The sequence below is a fragment of the Paenibacillus sp. FSL H8-0315 genome (genome assembly GCF_038005365.1).
Lineage (GTDB): Bacteria > Bacillota > Bacilli > Paenibacillales > Paenibacillaceae > Paenibacillus_AQ > Paenibacillus_AQ odorifer.
The window spans coordinates 2,342,023-2,359,743 of record NZ_JBBOTA010000001.1; the positions used below are offsets into that span (position 1 = coordinate 2,342,023).

Annotated in this window: 9 protein-coding genes; all 9 read right to left on the reverse strand. The window is 45.6% G+C overall.

Annotation, left to right across the window (positions count from 1 at the left end; all coding sequences use genetic code 11):
• Nucleotides 1-28 precede the first annotated feature (28 nt).
• Nucleotides 29-1,099, reverse strand: a complete 1,071-nt coding sequence (locus MHB56_RS10070) for a bifunctional transcriptional activator/DNA repair enzyme AdaA (protein ID WP_076307005.1) — start codon at nucleotides 1,097-1,099, stop codon at nucleotides 29-31.
• Nucleotides 1,100-1,106: 7 nt separating this feature from the next.
• Nucleotides 1,107-1,895 carry an isocitrate lyase/PEP mutase family protein gene (locus tag MHB56_RS10075; RefSeq protein WP_341143542.1) on the reverse strand — a complete coding sequence of 263 codons (789 nt, stop codon included), beginning with the start codon at nucleotides 1,893-1,895 and terminating at the stop codon, nucleotides 1,107-1,109.
• 163 nt (nucleotides 1,896-2,058) lie between these two features.
• On the reverse strand, nucleotides 2,059-2,997 hold the full coding sequence (locus MHB56_RS10080; protein WP_341144368.1) for an EamA family transporter: 939 nt from the start codon (nucleotides 2,995-2,997) through the stop codon (nucleotides 2,059-2,061).
• Between the two features lie 208 nt (nucleotides 2,998-3,205).
• The gene (locus MHB56_RS10085; protein WP_341143543.1) at nucleotides 3,206-10,582 is read right to left on the reverse strand and encodes a pectinesterase family protein; all 7,377 of its coding nucleotides are present in this window, start codon (nucleotides 10,580-10,582) and stop codon (nucleotides 3,206-3,208) included.
• Between the two features lie 80 nt (nucleotides 10,583-10,662).
• The gene (locus tag MHB56_RS10090; RefSeq protein WP_076280130.1) at nucleotides 10,663-12,249 is read right to left on the reverse strand and encodes a glycoside hydrolase family 43 protein; all 1,587 of its coding nucleotides are present in this window, start codon (nucleotides 12,247-12,249) and stop codon (nucleotides 10,663-10,665) included.
• A 74-nt stretch (nucleotides 12,250-12,323) separates the two neighbouring features.
• The gene (locus MHB56_RS10095; protein WP_076302390.1) at nucleotides 12,324-13,694 is read right to left on the reverse strand and encodes a glycoside hydrolase family 28 protein; all 1,371 of its coding nucleotides are present in this window, start codon (nucleotides 13,692-13,694) and stop codon (nucleotides 12,324-12,326) included.
• Between the two features lie 5 nt (nucleotides 13,695-13,699).
• On the reverse strand, nucleotides 13,700-14,857 hold the full coding sequence (locus MHB56_RS10100) for a glycoside hydrolase family 88/105 protein (RefSeq protein WP_076302389.1): 1,158 nt from the start codon (nucleotides 14,855-14,857) through the stop codon (nucleotides 13,700-13,702).
• Between the two features lie 94 nt (nucleotides 14,858-14,951).
• Entirely contained in the window at nucleotides 14,952-16,508 is a 1,557-nt protein-coding gene (locus tag MHB56_RS10105) for an extracellular solute-binding protein (protein WP_341143544.1), read from the reverse strand.
• Between the two features lie 88 nt (nucleotides 16,509-16,596).
• Complete coding sequence (locus tag MHB56_RS10110; RefSeq protein WP_370510695.1) at nucleotides 16,597-17,454, reverse strand: ABC transporter permease; 858 nt, start codon at nucleotides 17,452-17,454, stop codon at nucleotides 16,597-16,599.
• Between the last annotated feature and the right edge of the window lie 267 nt (nucleotides 17,455-17,721).

Consider the following 17,721-nt stretch of genomic DNA (forward strand, 5'->3'; position numbering starts at 1 on the left):
TCACTTTCTCCGTAATAGAGAGAAGTAGTTAAATGAAATTATTCTCCTTTAAGGAGCGGTTAGACTCATGTTTGATTAACCATTCTTTTCTGGCAAGCCCGCCTCCATAGCCCCCCAATTCACCATTGCTATTTATCACTCGATGACATGGAACCAAGATTGAGAGTTGATTGGTGCCATTCGCCCTTGCTACAGCGCGGCAAGCAGAAGGATTGTTGATTTTCTCTGCAAGCTCCTTATAAGAAGCTGTCTGTCCCAGAGGTATTTTCCGGAGTTCATTCCACACCTTTTGCTGAAAGTCTGAGCCCAAATAACGAACCGGCGTTGTAAATTCCGTAAGTTCACCGGTGAAATACAGCTTCAATTCCTCCTCAATTTGGTGAAGGACGGCTACCTTTTCAGGTAATATAGTTGCATTTAAGCGAATGCGTAATCTCTTGATTTCATTTTCAAGTCCCTTGCGATCCACAAATTCCAGCAGTAAAAGACTCTCTTCATCGGAGATGGCCAGCATAGAACCCAATATCGTTTCTATCCAAGTACAGTACAGCACTTTAATTTGCTTGGAATGATTCGGGACAGTCCCCATCGTTCGTGAAAAAGCATCCCTAAACCCATTGCTCGAATCGTACCCGCTTTCCAGTTGTGCGTTAATGATTGAATCCCCATTCCTAATATGTTTGAATGCCAGTCCTAAACGTCTAGAACGTGCATATTCGATAAAGGTCATTCCAAATTGTTTCTTAAATTGGCGGCGTGCCGTGTTTGCACTAATAGACAGCTCATCAAAATCTTTATCTGTCCATTTTCGTTCCGGATTGCTCTCAATAGCTTCTACTAGCAGCTTTACTTCAGGAGACATTTTTGTTGGATTGGATAGCGGCTGACACCTTTTACAAGGTCTATATGAAGCTAATAAGGCTTCCTTGGCTGTAGCAAAAAACTCACAATTTTCTTTTAATGGCTTTTTAGCGGGACAAGTTGGCCTACACATGATGCCCGTTGTTTTCACTCCTACAAAAAATACGCCCTCATAATTCGAGTTTTTCTCGACCAGCATCTTATAATATTTATCGATATCCTGCTCATTAGTTATCATAGTGTGGTTAGCTCATTTCTAAATAAAGTCCTGAGGCATCAAGCATTTGCCGGGCATTTTCTTGGAGGTTATGTTGTGCCTGAAAGAAACTACGCGGTCCATAGCTAATCCGTTTCACGCCAATATTTTGCAATTCATGATTTGAAAGCATACTGTCCATAACCATGATATTCACAGGCAGTGGCGATTTTTTAACAAATTGTTCAATCAAGCTTGGATCAGCGAGCCCCGGTATAAAAATCCCATCCGCTCCAGCGTCAGCATAAGCATAGGTACGTTCTATAGCTTGATTGACTAGATCCATCGAATGTTCCTTAGCCTTGAAAAAGATATCCGTTCTAGCGTTAATAAACACGCGCTTTTGCAGTTTGGAGGCTACTTGTTGTATGGTTTTGATCCTCCGGCTTTGTTCGCTGGTCTCCCATAGTTCATTGTTAGGATGATTTACGATCTGATCTTCAAAATTGATACCACAGATATCTAATTGAAATAACTGCTCCATGTTATGCGCTAAAATATCCTCATCTATAGCATATCCACCTTCGATGTCTACGGTCAATGGAACTGCTACTCGTTCGGCAATCTTTGATATCATCCAAAGCATAAGCTCAAATGTAAGCTGTTCACCGTCCGAATATCCCCACGCTTCCGCCATGGAATAGCTGCTGGTTGCTAGCGCCTTTGATCCAGCTTGCTCTATTGCTTTAGCCGAGGCTACATCCCAGCAGTTGTACAGGATCAGTGGATTTTTTTGATCATGCAGCGTTTTAAAATAGTCATAGTTTTTAGTGTTCATAAGTGGTCATCTCCATTTAGTTAAGAATAGAACCACTATATAATAGACATCCATTATCGATACCAGAAAAATTAACACCAATCTTTTTTTCCACAAAAAAAAACACCGATAGATAATCTAATCCCCTCAGGATCAGATCATACCATCGATGCCAGTTTGCCGATTAAAGTTCTACCTTACGGAGTGATTGTTTTGGTGATTGTTTTGGTGATGGTTTGGATGACTTTTTCCCTGTCCCCATCGGTAGGATTTGTGGAGCTGCGATCCCGATCAGAACTACGATAATCCCGATCCAGCGAAGTAATGATACCTCTTCTTGCAGAACTAACACGGAGGCTACTACAGCTGCCGGTAACTCCGCTGCCCCTAAAATCGCGCCTAGACCTGAACCCAGCTTCGGAACCCCGATCGAAAAGAACAGAACTGGAATTACGATGCCCAACAAACCTAGAGGTAGGCCGTATTTCCAAAGCCCATCGGTAATCGCACCGTCATATAAAAACGAAGGCGAAAAAACAGTCATAATAATAACCATTGCACTAGTGGTCATATACAAGCTTTTATTAACGGCAGGCACCTGCGTAGCTACTCTTCCACTCACAAAAATATAGAAAGCAAACGACACGGCTGACATTAAGCCAAAAATCACACCAGTGGTCGTAATTCCACCTATACTCGGCTCAAGGATGCCCCCCGCTAATACTGTACCAATTAGAAGGATAACCATCGAAATCACTTTTTCCCGACTAGGAAGTTTTCGATCTACAACTGCCTCCAGAATTACACCGATCCAAGTAAATTGGAATAACAGTACAATCGCAATCGAAGCAGGTAATTGTTCAACGGCGAAGCCATAAAATATGCCAGTTAAACTGATGGTGATCCCAGCGGCTAATAATTTCCCGCCTGTTTTTAACCCTAATTTCTTTCGAGAAAATAATAAGACCAGCAAGAGCAGCATACACCATCCAAAAAAGTATTGTGATCCTACCAATTGTTTCATTCTAAAACCATCGTTCATTCCAAGCTTGACGATCGTAGAGAGTGAGCCATAACTACAAGCGCCTAAAAAAACTAGTAAAGCATATTTGAATAACTTCATATTCATCGTAAACCTCTTCCCTTTCTCTTGAGCAAGCTCATTAACATAATAAAGCCCCTTGTCATCGAAATGACAAGGGGCGATTGAAACCAAAGAATACATCTTTGACAAAATTCCGCCACTCCATCCACTGGATAGAGTTTGGTTTATTTACTTATAACAACTCCAATCATAATATGATAAATCACACAGGGTGTCAACTTGAAATTTAAGGATTTAGCTGGAACAATCGATAGACAATAACAGCTGCCTGAGCACGAGTTGTATTGGCTTTAGGTGCAAAGTTATCTTTGCCCACACCTTGAATAATCTTTGCTCCGCTCATGAATTGTACAGCCTCACGAGCGTAGGCTGAAACGTCAGCGGCATCATTGAAATTCACTGGCTGGTCCACTCCCACGACCGTAAGCTTAGCGAGCTGTGCTGCACGATAAGCCATCAACGCCATTTCCTCACGGCTAATCGTTTCATTAGCACCGAAGGTTCCATCAGATCTGCCCTGAATAATTCCTAGCTGCTGAGCAGCAGCAACGGAGCTGTAGTACCAAGCATCCAGTGAAACATCCTTAAATGTACTTGCCGCATTACCTTCCTCTAGCTCTAATGCAAGCATCAGCATCTTCAAGAACTGTGCCCGAGTTACATTCAGCTGTGGCCCGAAATTATGATCTCCGGTGCCATTCAGGATGTCTCTGGCGGCGAGGGCCTGAATGCTATTTTGTGCCCAGCCTAGTCCAGCGATATCCTTAAAGGAATTTTCCGCATATGCTACTGCGAATCTGCTGGAATTGTCTGGTCTAAAGATGATCTTGCCAGTTGTCAGATTAAACTGAGAGTTTCTAACCACCTCCACAGTCCCGTCTTCACGGATTTGGTAGACTACTATTTGTTCTACACCTGAAGTTGTCTTTGGTTTGTAATCCCGTTCAACCTTCAGTCCACGCCCAAAGCTGTCAAACTGTTTGCCATCAACAAAGAACTTAAACTCATAAATATCCCCGACATCTGTCTGAAGCGACAGTGTCTTCGCGTCAACTTTGCCAACTACAAGCTTAACGCTTACGGCGTCAGATCCTGCCATCGCAAGAAGCAGGTCAGCATTTATTCGGAACGTAGACAATCCCATGTCTATTTCTAAAAGTTGAATTGCTTTTGCTCCCGCTCCAGCCAACTCACGAGCTGGCAAGGTCAGTTCAACCTCAGAGCTGGCAGAGGCTGGCTTCACTGTGATTCTCAATACTCCATTCTGCATTGAGCCAATTGCTTGTTGCAGAATCGCTGAGGATACCTCTGCAATAGCTTTACCATTCACATCCGCTGTCACGGAAAGAGTAACTCCATCTGCGTTCACAGTTGGTTCCGGTTGTTTCACTGGTTTGACTGTCGTTGAAGATGAAGTACCGCCCGATTCTGAAACCTGCGATTTTGCCTTAATCTCAATGGACATCGTACCTACAACACCGGAGCCATCTTTAGCTGTCGCTCTCACGGTTACCGTGCCTGCTGCAATTGCAGTGAGCAAGCCGGTATCCGTAATAGTTGCTCGCTCAGTAGCTGATCCATCCTCATTCACTACTGACCAGCTCACTGCTGGATCGGATGCATGGTCCGGCAGGATTACAGCTGCCATTTGCAGGGTTTGCCCTGACTTGATTTCGCTCACATTATCTTTGGAGGAGACTTTTATCTCCATGACGGATATAGGCATGACATGAACAACCGACTGTGCCTCATGCAGGATGTCAAAATCAACATCTGTGTTGGATCCCCGGAAAGAAATAAATCCAAGCGGCACGGCGATTTCACGGGTTGTCTTCTTCGCTTTGAAGACCATTTCTAAGAATTCCGCATCATCGGTCAGGATATTTCCTGCCTCCGTTCCAGCTACACTAACTGTTATTAGACCTGGACTGTCCTCATTAATATGAGTGATGCTGAATCCGTCTGGCAAGGTCTGAGCAGATACAAATTCCACACCAGATACGTCATATGCCATGGTAAAGTCTACAGCATACACTTCCTTGTAGACGGAGGTAGTAACATTTGTAATCCCTACACGGTAAGTGAAATCCTGTCCTGCCACCACTGTGACCGGTCCGTTCAGCGTTGCAGCGGGCAGATTACGGGCAATCTCATCTTGTCCGCTGATGTTAATCTCTAGGCTTCCGGATACTCCACTTCCATCTATAGCTCGCGCAGTTACTTGTACGCTACCGTTCTTTCTAGCTGTCAGCAAGCCCTTCTCATTAATAACCGCTTTATCCGTAGAGGTTACCCCATCTGCTTCAGTTACCGTCCAGATAACTTTAGGATTCGTCGCATTCTCTGGAAGCACAGAGGCTTGCAGCTGCAAGGCACCGCCCTTCGACTCAATGCTGCTAATTCCATCTTTACCCGTTACAGTAATTGAAGAGACATGTGCCTCAGGTATCTGCTCTTGACCCACTAAGATCTTGGATTGCTGTGGATTCCAGCCATCACTTCCACCAAGCACAGCTTCAATCGTATAGGCAGCCGCCTCTTCTGCTGTTAATTGTTTGGACCAGCTGTAACGTGAAGCTGCATTAGCACCCTCTCCGTAACTTAAAAACTCAGAGAACCGTGCAGTTTTGGAACGACCTTCATACCATTCATGCCAGCCAGTAGCACGAATATGAGCTCCCAGCTCCGTGTTAATGAAGGTAGAGCTGCCATATTCTCTCCATGGCCGGCCCAAATCAACGGTTCCAGCAGCAACGCCCTCACTGGCAGTTAGTCGATTATTGATGAACACATAACCAGGCTTACCCGTTGCCGTGGAAGGCGCAGTAACATAGCCAGCACCCGCACTTTGAATCACATTATTCTCGAATACGGCAGCGGAATTACCGAAGATAAAGTCTACTGTACCTTCAATATGGCTGTCGACGAAATAGGCTCTTCCCTTATCTGCGAACAGGGTATCCTGATATCCTAGAAGCTTAACATTTCTGTACACTCCCCGGTCTCCTTCAGCATATAAAGCGACTGCCTGACCGGCATCCCGCCCAGCACTGTTCTCAACCGTCATGTTCTCCAGTGTGAAATCAGTTGCAGCAGCCTTTAGTGTATAACTGCCGCTGGTGCCCATTTCTTTACCATCTGAGCCAATGGTTTTCGCGGAGTCACCGTTAATAAGTACGGTACCTTCCCGGCTCTCACCGATGATACTAATATTCATCTTACTAGAAGGTACAAGCACCTTCTCCTTATACGTGCCGTTCTTCACTTTAATAATCGTGGTTAGGGCACTATTATCAGGTGCTGCTTGAATAGCGTCATTAATCGTTTTATAATCTCCTGTCCCATTCTGAGCAACAATAATGACAGGAGCTGGAATTCCCTTGACCACCTCGGATGGAAGACTGGCACCCTTATCACCGATGGCGATTACCGCATATTGATAGGCAGTCCCGTTGCTCAAGCCTTTATCGGTATAATCGGTTGCTTCGATGCCGTCGGCCACGACCGCATAACTGCCACCGCTCTCCGAGCGTAGAATTTGATAGCTGCTAGCTCCATCAGCTACATTCCAAGTCAGATGGATGTCAGTGTTGCCAGGCTCAGCACTAACTCCTTGTGGAGCCTGCGGCTGGCCGGAATTCTGGTATGGAACCGCTGAGGCAACAGCTGAATCTAGACTACTACGGGTACCATTTATTGCTTTGACTTTGTAATAATACGGTGTTCCGTTTACGAGCCCACTATCAGTAAAGCTTGTGCCTGATAAATCAGACCCGAGCACTTCATAAGGACCTTTCGCCGATGAGGCACGTTTGACAATATACTGGCTCGCTTCCTCAATCGCTGGCCAGCTGAGTTTCATTACACTGTCACCAGCTTCAATGGAAACGACAGGCGTTCCCAAAGGAGATTGCGGAGTAGCTTCAACAGGCGCTGATTCTTTTCCCTCTCCGGCCACATTGGTTGCAGATACGACGTAACGGTAGGTTTGCCCGTTGGCCAGACCTCCGACGCGGTAAGTTGTGCCGGCGATTTCTTTTGACACGAGTTCATAGCTGCCTGAAGTCTCATTCCACTTCTTGATGCTGTAGCTAGCTGCATTCTCCACAGCATTCCAGCTGAGATCCAGCTGAGTATTCCGACTTACAGCCGCGAACGATTCTGGCGCAGGCAATTTCACCGCCAAAGCGGATGGGGTAATACTAATTTCATTGGAATTTCCCGATTCACCAGTGGGCGCCATCGCCGAGATAACATAATAATAGGTAGTTTCGTTGGTAACTTCAGTATCAATATATGATGTCTCTGTAATAGCGTTGGCAATAGTCTCATAAGGCCCCCCGCTCTTAAGACTTCTCTTAATATTGTAGGAAGTTGCCCCTTCAAGAGCAGGCCAGGATAGCTGGGCTGCTTGGTTTCCTGGAAGTCCAGTCAGTCCAAGCGGTGTTTCAATCGGCTCAACATAGATCTTTAAATTATCTAAGTAATAATTTCCTGAGCCGCCGCCCGGTGTCTTGGACAAAATACGCCCAATGCCATAGCTGGCGAAATTCGTGGTTGTGAACGGAAAAGAGCCCGCAGGCTGATCATCGATATATACATCCACTTTATCGTTGTTCACATCCACCTTTAGCTTCAGGTTATACCATTGTTTTAGGGAATAAGAGTTCATCAGTTGATGATACTGACTGCTTCCCCTACTCATGGTTAGCGTATATTTACCTGTAGCTTCAGGAAGCGTTGGCTTTCTGCTCTCAATGGAGAATGCCGTTTTGCTTCCATCTGTACTCTGGGCCTGCAGGAACACCGAGGTTCCCGATTCTGTCGCAAACATAAAGTCAGTGTCAATAACGAGTGCACCCGTAATTGGCGCGAATTTGCGGATAAACTGCACGCTGCCGTTCGCACCATCGAACACATTCAACACTTGATCTGACGTATTCCCCTTACTGTCAGACGGTGTGGGAGATACAATAACCTTTTGAATTTCAGTCTGTGGATTTGGAGTCACATCATAATACTCTGGTGTCACACCCACAGCAACCTGTTCAAAGTCTTCATCCACATAATACACATTACCTGCTTCACCTTCAGCCGTAGCGCTGGCCTCATCGGAATCAATGCTTTCACCAAGCTCATTCACTGCACTGACCACGTAGTAATAAGTTTTTCCGGAGCTGAGTCCGGAATCAGTATATAGGCTATCTTTAATTTCAGTATTGATCGTCTTGTATGGACCGCCTGAAACCTCACTACGTTTAACACTATACGACTTGGCAGAACCAACATCCTCCCAGTTCAGCTTCACTTTTTCCTCACCTGCTGTCGCTGTAAGACCACGGGGCGCAGTAGGAAACTGATCACTAAGCGGTTTCAGCTCCACCTCACTGAAGACAGATGCATTATAACGATTAACCTCGTTATCTACCTTAGCGGCATCGGCTGCCAGACCAAAATAAACCGTATCATTCAGGTCAAGCTTCACCGTGCCTACCTTGCTCCATGTTACTTTATCCGGCGATACCAGGCCTGTCACTTCGTTACCAAGACGAACCAGCTTCACCCAATAAGGTGTATTGATGAAGCTGTCCGGTTCTGTTTTTACCACCTTGGCTCCTGTGGTGGAGCGGGTAATCATAACTCCCTTCTTGCCATATTTGACATAAGGGATTGCCAGCATTGTCATTTTAGAGTTCTCATTGAGATTATCACGAATCATGGCACCTGCTTTGGCATAATCGTCAGTTCCCGTTACAGAATCGATTCTAGCAATAATTTCACCATTGCCTGTCAGGGTTTGATAAGCAAACTGAAAGTTATCAACAGCCGTTTCGCTCTCTGATGTTGCTCCGATAAGTCCAGCCGATTTGAGCGTAATCTTCCCGCTATCCGGATGAAGCGTAGTCACTCCCGCTATCCCTGGATGGCCAATATCCACCGAAGTCCAAGGAAGAACGGATCCAGACGTGTTGACATGAATAGCCACGTTATCAGATTGTGTCTTGAGACCCTTATTGTCTATAGCCTGAACAACGAGATAATAGGTACCATCCTGCACATTGTTCCAATCGAAACTATAAGGTGCTGTGGTAGCTTCGGCTTGCTTCACACCATTAACGATAAATTCCACCTTAGCAATACCATCGCTATCACTGGCAGAGGCTGTAACCTTCACATTGTTGCCCGACTCTATGATTTGGTTATTCACAGGATAATTGATAGCGGTTACAGGATTGTCTGTATGCTCATTCCCTGCTTTTCCCAACACAATCAGATCATTCAGATACACTTCTAGATTCGTATAGCCCTCCGTAGATAACGTCGTCTTCTTACCATCCTCAGAATCGGTAGGGTCTAGTCCATTAGCAATCTCCCAGCTGTCATCCATACCGTCATGATCCATGTCGATTACATTGGAAGCTGTCTCTGTATAGTCTGGGTAACCGCCTATTTCAATAGGTGAATTAATATGCTGTCCAGTGCGATTCTTCACATCATTAATGACCCGCGCATCGTAAGCATCACGCCTTGGCAGAGTGGCACCGGCATCAGCCATTACATTTACGTAGGCTTCCTCCGCCGACACTGCCGCATAGGGGTTAGGCATCTTTGCCGGCTCCGTAAGCTTAGAGATATCCGAATACTTTTGCACACCCTTCCAGTTGTCTTCAGTAACCTTCGGATTACCATCCATGATGTTCCCATCTATAAACAACCGGGTTTCTGGTGACACTTCCCCAAACAATTGATTTTTTACACTGGTGTAGGTGTTTGGACCATTTTTATAATAATTGTTAGTGATATTATATCGATAATCTTCTGCTCCCCCACCATAGGTCGAAGCGAATCCCCAGTTATAGATAACGTTATTAGACATTTCCGTCAGGTCCACCAATTTGGTCACCGTCGGCAAACGGGGGTTGCGGCTGGTGCTATGAGCAATCAGATTGTGAAGGAAACTGGCATTTTTGCCACCCCAGATTCCTCCGTAGCCGTGACGTCCCTTCTGGTGTGTCGTCATCAGCATACTTTCAGCGGATATCGACCATTGCACAGTAGTATTCTCGTTATCATACAGACTGACCACTTCATCCACCGACCAGCTGAATGAGCTATGATCGATAATGAGATCCTTATGGTACCTTGATCCAAAAGCATCATCTTCACTAGCTACCCGGTCGCCTAACCGGAAACGCATATAGCGCATAATAATATTGTCAGCTTCAACAGAGGTTGTGTAGTCGGCAATTGTAATTCCGTCACCTGGAGCCGTTTGCCCGGCAATCGTCAGATTTGAGCCGGTAATCTTGAGGGATTCCTTCAGATGGATGGTTCCCCCCACTCGAAAAACAATGGTCCGATTACTTTGGCTTACCGCATCGCGGAAGGAGCCGGGGATCGGAGTTTCCTTGATACCATAATCAGCCAACGTCGTTACTTCATACACAGGTTGAGCTCTTCCCCCGGTTACATATTTGCCGCCGCCTTCCGCGCCCGGAAAAGCAGGAAGCGCTTCCAAAGAAGCGGCCTCGACACCACCAAATGGCATACATGTTGCAAGAAGACTCGCGACCAGCGCCCCGGATAACCATTTTCTCTTCATACAATACCTCCTAATATCTATTGGAATAAGAAGGGGGCCCTGTCCTCAGAGCAACCCCTTCCTTAGTAAAGCCGTGTGTATTATTCCTTGCCCTGATAACGGAAATATGCGAAATCAGCACTGCTGCCACCGAACTGCTGCATATCATGCGCCGCAATGCCAACAAAATTCCCAGTGAAGCCTCCCGACAAAAAGCTGATATTCTGCGGATCGCCAAGTGGCTTCCACTCCGTATCGTCACCCTTAAGATAAACAAATTGCCCAGTCACTTCCTGCACCTCAACCGCGATCCGCACTGTCTCCCCTGCATTTAGTTCAATCATTACAGGCTCCGCAGTGAATTCATCGCGCTGACAGCGCATTAACCGCAGCACCTTGCCACGTCCTTCTTCATGGCTGATATACGCATAAAGATAGTTATCTTCATTCAGGTATAACAGTAGTCCTGCCATCTGCAGATAAGTATTCGGTTCATATTCAAGCGCTGTTTCGGCGCGGAAGCTTATATCCGTCTGGCGAATAGCCAGAATATGATGCTCAAACAGACTCTGCACGGACTCCCCGGCCCTGATTCTTAACCAGCCCGGTCTTTCAGCAAGGGAACACCAGCTTTCATTCCTAGGAATCCGCAGTGTATTCCAGTTCTTTTTCAATTCCGGACCATTAAAATCATCCTCGAATTCAAGCGTCCGCACTTGGTTCAGGAACTGTGTTCCTTTAGGTGCTGGTACCTTGAGCTGTGGTGTATTTCCGCCTGAGGTTAGTCTTAACCAGCCCTCCTCATTCCAGTGCACCTGCTGAACGGCAGTCTCTCTCCCCAGTATGGCGTATTCGCCTTCCAGGGGTCGCGTACACAAATGGGCCATATACCATTCACCTTCTGGTGTCTCTACCAGACTTCCATGGCCGGCACATTGAAGCGGCAGCTCGGGATTATCCCGTGAGGTCAACATCGGATTGAGCGGATCCACCTCATACGGGCCAAGCAGCGCCTTGGAGCGCGCTACGGTTACCGCATGCCCTGATCCAGTACCGCCTTCCGCTGTAATTAAGTAGTAATAACCTCCCCGCTTGTAAATATGCGGCGCTTCCGTCTTCTTCAGCGGCGTGCAATCAAAGATTTTCACAGGTTCACCTATTAATTGGCACTGCTCTGGATCGTACTCCTGAATTACAATCCCGCAGGACTTATTGCCTTCCGTAATCCGGTAATCCCACAGCTCATTCAGCAGCCATTTGCGCCCATCCTCATCATGGTACAGAGATGGATCGAACCCGCTGCTGTTTAGGTATACCGGTTCAGACCAAGGTCCCTCAATACCCTCCGCAGTGATCAGATAGTTATGACAGTCTTTAAAAGGCCGTTTGGTGCTCTTAACATCGGTATAAATCAGATAAAACAAACCGTCATAATAACTAAGCTGTGGAGCCCAGATACTGCAATTTTTCGGATTTCCCCGCAGATCTACCTGATGAGTCAGAATATCTGTGCAATGCTCCCAGTCTGCTAAGTCCGCTGATTGATACACCCTCACACCGGGCAGCCATTCAAAAGAAGAAACAGCAATATAGTACATCTCCCCCGCTCTTACAATACAAGGGTCAGGATTGAAGCCTTTTAATATGGGATTGTGAATAACTCCAGTCTGAATATTATCTGTAATCATCTTCATACTCCTTCCTATTTCCATACATCCGCACCCTTCACCCTAAGCAAATCTGCGGTCTATCCTGTCAATTATCAGTCTGTCTGCTCACTTAGATCTTCCTGTGACGGGATAACGGTTACCTGCTGCACTAATTCTTCCACTTTACGGGTGTTTCTCGATTGGCAGCCGGTGATATCTACCGTTTCTCCATTTTCAATATAAAAAGCCGGTCCTTCATGATTCTCGATCGTCACTTGGCGGAAGCGGATATCTCTTACGTTGCCCAGATAAAACCCACGGTTGTTCATATCCTGGATTCCTGACATCATGGCTGGACGACCAGGGATTGCATTCTCTGCCATGGAAATATCAATATCGGAAAAGGTAATTTCTGAAATGTATTGCTCCGCAAGGCCGTAAAGAAAACCTGCAGCCGCGTGAACATTCCGAGCAGTAATATTAGCAAAATGAATCCGTCGGAAGCAGGGGGTCTCCTCCGTCACCGGATAAGGATTCTTATCCCATACATATTTGTCCTTACCACGTGGTCCGCAGAAATAATAAAGATTAAGAATAAACGGACAGATCACGTCCTCCATCACGATATTGCTGACACGAATATCTTCGACAACACCTCCGCGCCCGCGTCTGGACTTCAGCCGAATGCCGCGGTCCGTCTGCTTGAACACGCAATTGCTGATCACGATATTACGGATATCTCCGCTCATTTCGCTTCCCAGCACCACACCGCCATGACCATGAATCATCGTGCAGTTAGTTATCGTGATATTCTCGCAGGCAACCCGCTCCTTCGTATCCTCCGTCCCTGCTTTAATGGCGATGCAGTCATCACCCACATCGATATTGCAGTTGCTGATGCGGACATTCACACAAGACTCTGGGTCAATGCCGTCTGTATTAGGCGAATCCGCCGGATTATAGATCGACAGATTATCAATCGTAACATCATGGCAACAGATAGGATTCACAGTCCAGCTTGGGGAGTTCACGAGTGTCAGATCTCTGAGCGTGACTCTACGGCAGTTGTCGAAGCTGATAAGCTTCGGGCGGCGATACAGCAGTGAATCAGGAGAATTCCGATGTTTATCCCACCAAGGTGCGCCCCTTCCATCCAGCTTGCCTGCACCTGTAACCGATACATTCTCTAGATTTATTCCAAAAATACATGAAGCATGGACGTTCTGTTTCACGCCCTCCCAGCGGGAACTCACCACCGGATAATCGTTAGGATCAGAGCTGAAGCTAAGCTCAGCTCCAGGGCTAAGCTGTAGCTCAATATTGCTTTTCATGAAGATAGCGCCTGTCTGATAGTGCCCGGAAGGAACATAAACTGTTCCTCCCCCCGCCTCGCTTGCCGCATGAATGGCACGGGCTATCGCTTCCGTTGAAGGCTCTGCACTATTAGGATGTGCTCCGTAATCATTTATATTGTAGATAGACATGCGCTTCACTCGCTCCCTTTCGTCGCGGCAGGACGCTGCAAATATTCATATTCTCCGCAAGCCAGAAGGAATGCGCCAAGCCCCTTCTGATCATTGGTTACGATAGGTTCACTGATATAATAGGCGTAAGTACCATCTCTCCGGTCCTCACCACCGAGTCCAGCGACCTGGCAGTTTTTATTCAGGTTAACCCAGCCATTTTTGGTTTCCAGCACAAATTCAGCAATAAGGCCTTGATAAGCACGGTCAAGTGTCTCGAACCAACTATCATCCAGTACACCAATCCGAATGCCCTTAGCCATTGCATAGGTGATCATACTTGAGGCAGAAGCCTCCAAATAATTGCCTTCACGGCCGCCCATGTTTACAACCTGATACCAGACTCCAGCATCCGCATCCTGAACCTGACGAAGCGCTGTCAGCGTATCTGTCAGAATACGTGCCAAGATCTCGTAATCCGAGTGTTCCTTAGGGAGCATTCCGAGTACATCCACTAGCGCCATCACATACCAGCCCAGCGAACGCCCCCAAAAGTTCGGAGACAACCCCGTTTCAGGATCGCACCACGGCTGTACCCGCTTTTCATCCCATGCGTGAAACAGGAGACCCGTCTCAGCATCCTTGGTATGACGCTCGCACAGAATAAATTGCCGGGTCACATCGTCCAGACCCTTGCCGCCTTCATACTCAAGTAAATACTCCAGATAGAAAGGAGAGCCCATATACAAGCCATCCAGCCAAATCTGATAAGGATATACATTCTTATGCCAAAACGCACCTTCTGAGGTTCGAGGATGCGTTGTTATCTGCTTTCTTAATAAATCTGCAGCCATTTTATATTTTGCTAACCCAGTTTCTTTATGGAGCACAAATAGGATCTTTCCGTTATTTAAGTGATCAATATTATGTTCGCTCAGGCGATATCCCTTCACAGAGCCGTCTTCCTCAATAAAATAATCCATATTATCTTTGATGAATTGATAATATTTAACCTGCCCGGTCTGTCTCCACAGCAGCTCAAAACCCTTCAAGATGACTCCATAATCATAAGACCATTTTCCATGATATCCGTTATCCTCATATAATCTTGGCGTTCGCTCCATAATCGAATCTGCCATTCGAACACCCCAGCCCATACTCCTAAGTGCATTGTTGTCTTTCATTTTTTCCTCCTGTTTGAATAGATATGGTCCTAAACGCAGCCTCCCCATTTAGGACCCCTCTACTATTTTCTTAGAATATAGTCTGTAGTACTTCTTAAGGATTTACAGCTTTATAAGCAGCTTCATATTCAGTAATGATTTTGCTGCCGCCGGATTTCTTCCACTTTTCAACCTCAGCTTTAAATCCGTCCAAATCAATTTTGCCTAGGATATATTTATAAGTGGCATCTGTCATAATCTTCTGTAACTCAGATCCTTGAGTAGAATAGGTCTCGGATTCCAGAGAGTAAGCAGGATTCAGTACAGCATATTTAGCATTCTCAACGATCAGCTTATCAGCTTCAACTTTGAGTGGATCAGCATCATGGATAATGAATCCATTCTCTAATGGACGAGATGCCGAAAATGGCTGAACTTCTTGCTTCCAGAGATCTGTATCCTTAATCGTAACCGCTTGTTCTCCATCGATTGTATAGTGAACATCCTTAATACCATAAGTCATCAAGCCATAGACATCTTCATTCATAAGATCATTAACAAATTTCAAGATCCGTCTTAATTCATTTTCATCCTTGACTTCGGATTTCGGGAAAGACAGCAGTCCCCCAATTCCGTTATTACCAGCCCAGATGGCGCGATCCGCTTCATTACCAGTGGAAGTGATATCGTTAACCATAACCAAATCCATACCATCCTGTATGCCTTTAGACAGATTCAGCAGGTTCTTGCTGTCAAACAAGGCACCCACATAAATTCCAGCCTTTCCTTGCGCAAAATTCTGCTGCTGATCTGTTTTAGCCGTCACAGCGAAATCCTGATTGATATAACCACCATCATATAGAGTCTTCATATAATCCATGGTCTTGACATAAGCCTCTGTATCGAACTCTGGTGTCATTTTACCCGCATCATCTACACTCCAATAGTTCGGTGTTCCAAAGTATGAGCCCAATGTCTTAAATGCTCCATATACAAGATCGCTGCGGTCCATGAAGCCTGTGGTATCCTTTTTGCCATTACCATCAGGGTCTTTTTCGGTAAACGCTTTCGCAACTTCCATCAACTCATCTGTTGTTTTTGGAACCTGCAGTCCAAGCTTATCCAGCCAATCTTTACGGAGAACAACACCGTTTCTAGCCAAGGACTTCTGGAAAGGAACCCCGTACAGCTTACCTGCAATCGATGCCGATGTACGTGTATCCTGTGAAATTTTAGCCAAATTCGGGAACTCATCAAGATAAGGACTTACTTCCCAGAACATACCGGCCTTCAGTGCATTACGTACAGAAGAGTTATCAAGAATAGTCAGGGTAACGATGTCCGCTAGGGAATTCGATGCTAATGAAGTATTAATACGTTCTTCTTTGGAAGGATCCGGAATCCATGAGAATTCAATCTCTGTATTCGTCAATTCTTCAATTTTGTCCAAAATAGGACCCGTTGGTGTTGTAGACGTTTGTAAAATGTTCAGCCAGCTAATCTTTGCTTTAGCATCTAGCACATCTGCAGGTGCAGTAGTTGTTTTAGCCGTTGAATCCGTTCCCCCATTTGAAGAATTTGACTCCTTCGCGTTATTGCCTCCTCCGCATGCAGTGAGTACTAACCCGCTACACAACATTAAGGCTGCAATTTTTTTGTAATTGCGATTCATCAACATTACCCCTTTTACTAATGTATTTGTGTTGTATCTTCCACCTCTGCCCTTAAGGCAGAGGTAAGAATTCAGCATACTGTGAAGCCTAGTAAACACCATCTTCGCCGATTTTTTTGGCTAACTTGTTCGACAGCATAACGAGAATCAAGCCAACCACACCCTTGAACAGACCTACTGTGGTACTGAAACTCAATTGTCCGTTCTTTAAACCAGCTGTATAGATATAGGTATCGAAAATTTCTCCAACTTCGCGGTTCAAGGAATTGATCAGCAAGTACATATGCTCAAAGCCCAAATCCAGCGTGTGGCCAATCTTCAGAATAAGCAAGGTAATAATGATTGGACGAATCGCCGGCAGGGTGATATGCCATGTTTTGCGCAATCTTGCCGCTCCATCCATCTCAGCTGCTTCATATAACTGCGTATCCACTACGGTAATGGCTGCCAAATAAATAATGGTTGACCAACCAATTTCTTTCCAAATGATCTGTCCGATATACACGGTACGCAACCACTCGGGAGAAGTCAAAAAGCTGATCTTCTGCATCCCAAAGGCCGCCAACATCTCATTCAGCACCCCTCCATCCACATTCAAAAAGACATAGGAAATGGATACGATGATAACCAATGACATGAAATGGGGGATATAAATAATCGTTTGAATGGTGCTCTTAAATAACTTGTGCTGAACTTCGTTAAGCATTAGCGCCACTATAATAGGTAGCGGGAAGAAAATAACAATGTTTAATGCAAACAAGATTAGTGTATTACTCAATAGCATAAAGAAGGTAGGTTCTGTAAACAATCGGACGAAATGCTTAAACCCAACCCACGGACTATCCGCTATACCCAGAAACGGCTGATAGTCCTGAAATGCAATGATAAGACCGCCCATAGGCAGGTACTTAAAAATAACAAAATACAAAAATCCCGGGAGAATCATTAGATACAATAACTTGTTTCTTTTTAAACTCAGCCAGCTAGGCCCCGTTCGCTTTTTTCTTACTGGATTAACTTTCGTGTTCAGCATGGTGACGTTTGCCTCTTTCACCTGATCGGCCTCCTTGATCGCGTTTCTTTACGATTCCCAGATTACGATCATTCGTCCATTACGTATATAATCATCAGATACTGATACTCCAAGAACCCTACAGCTATAAGGTTTTCCAGGCCCGTGCATCTTATAGTGATTACTACAATACATAAAGAT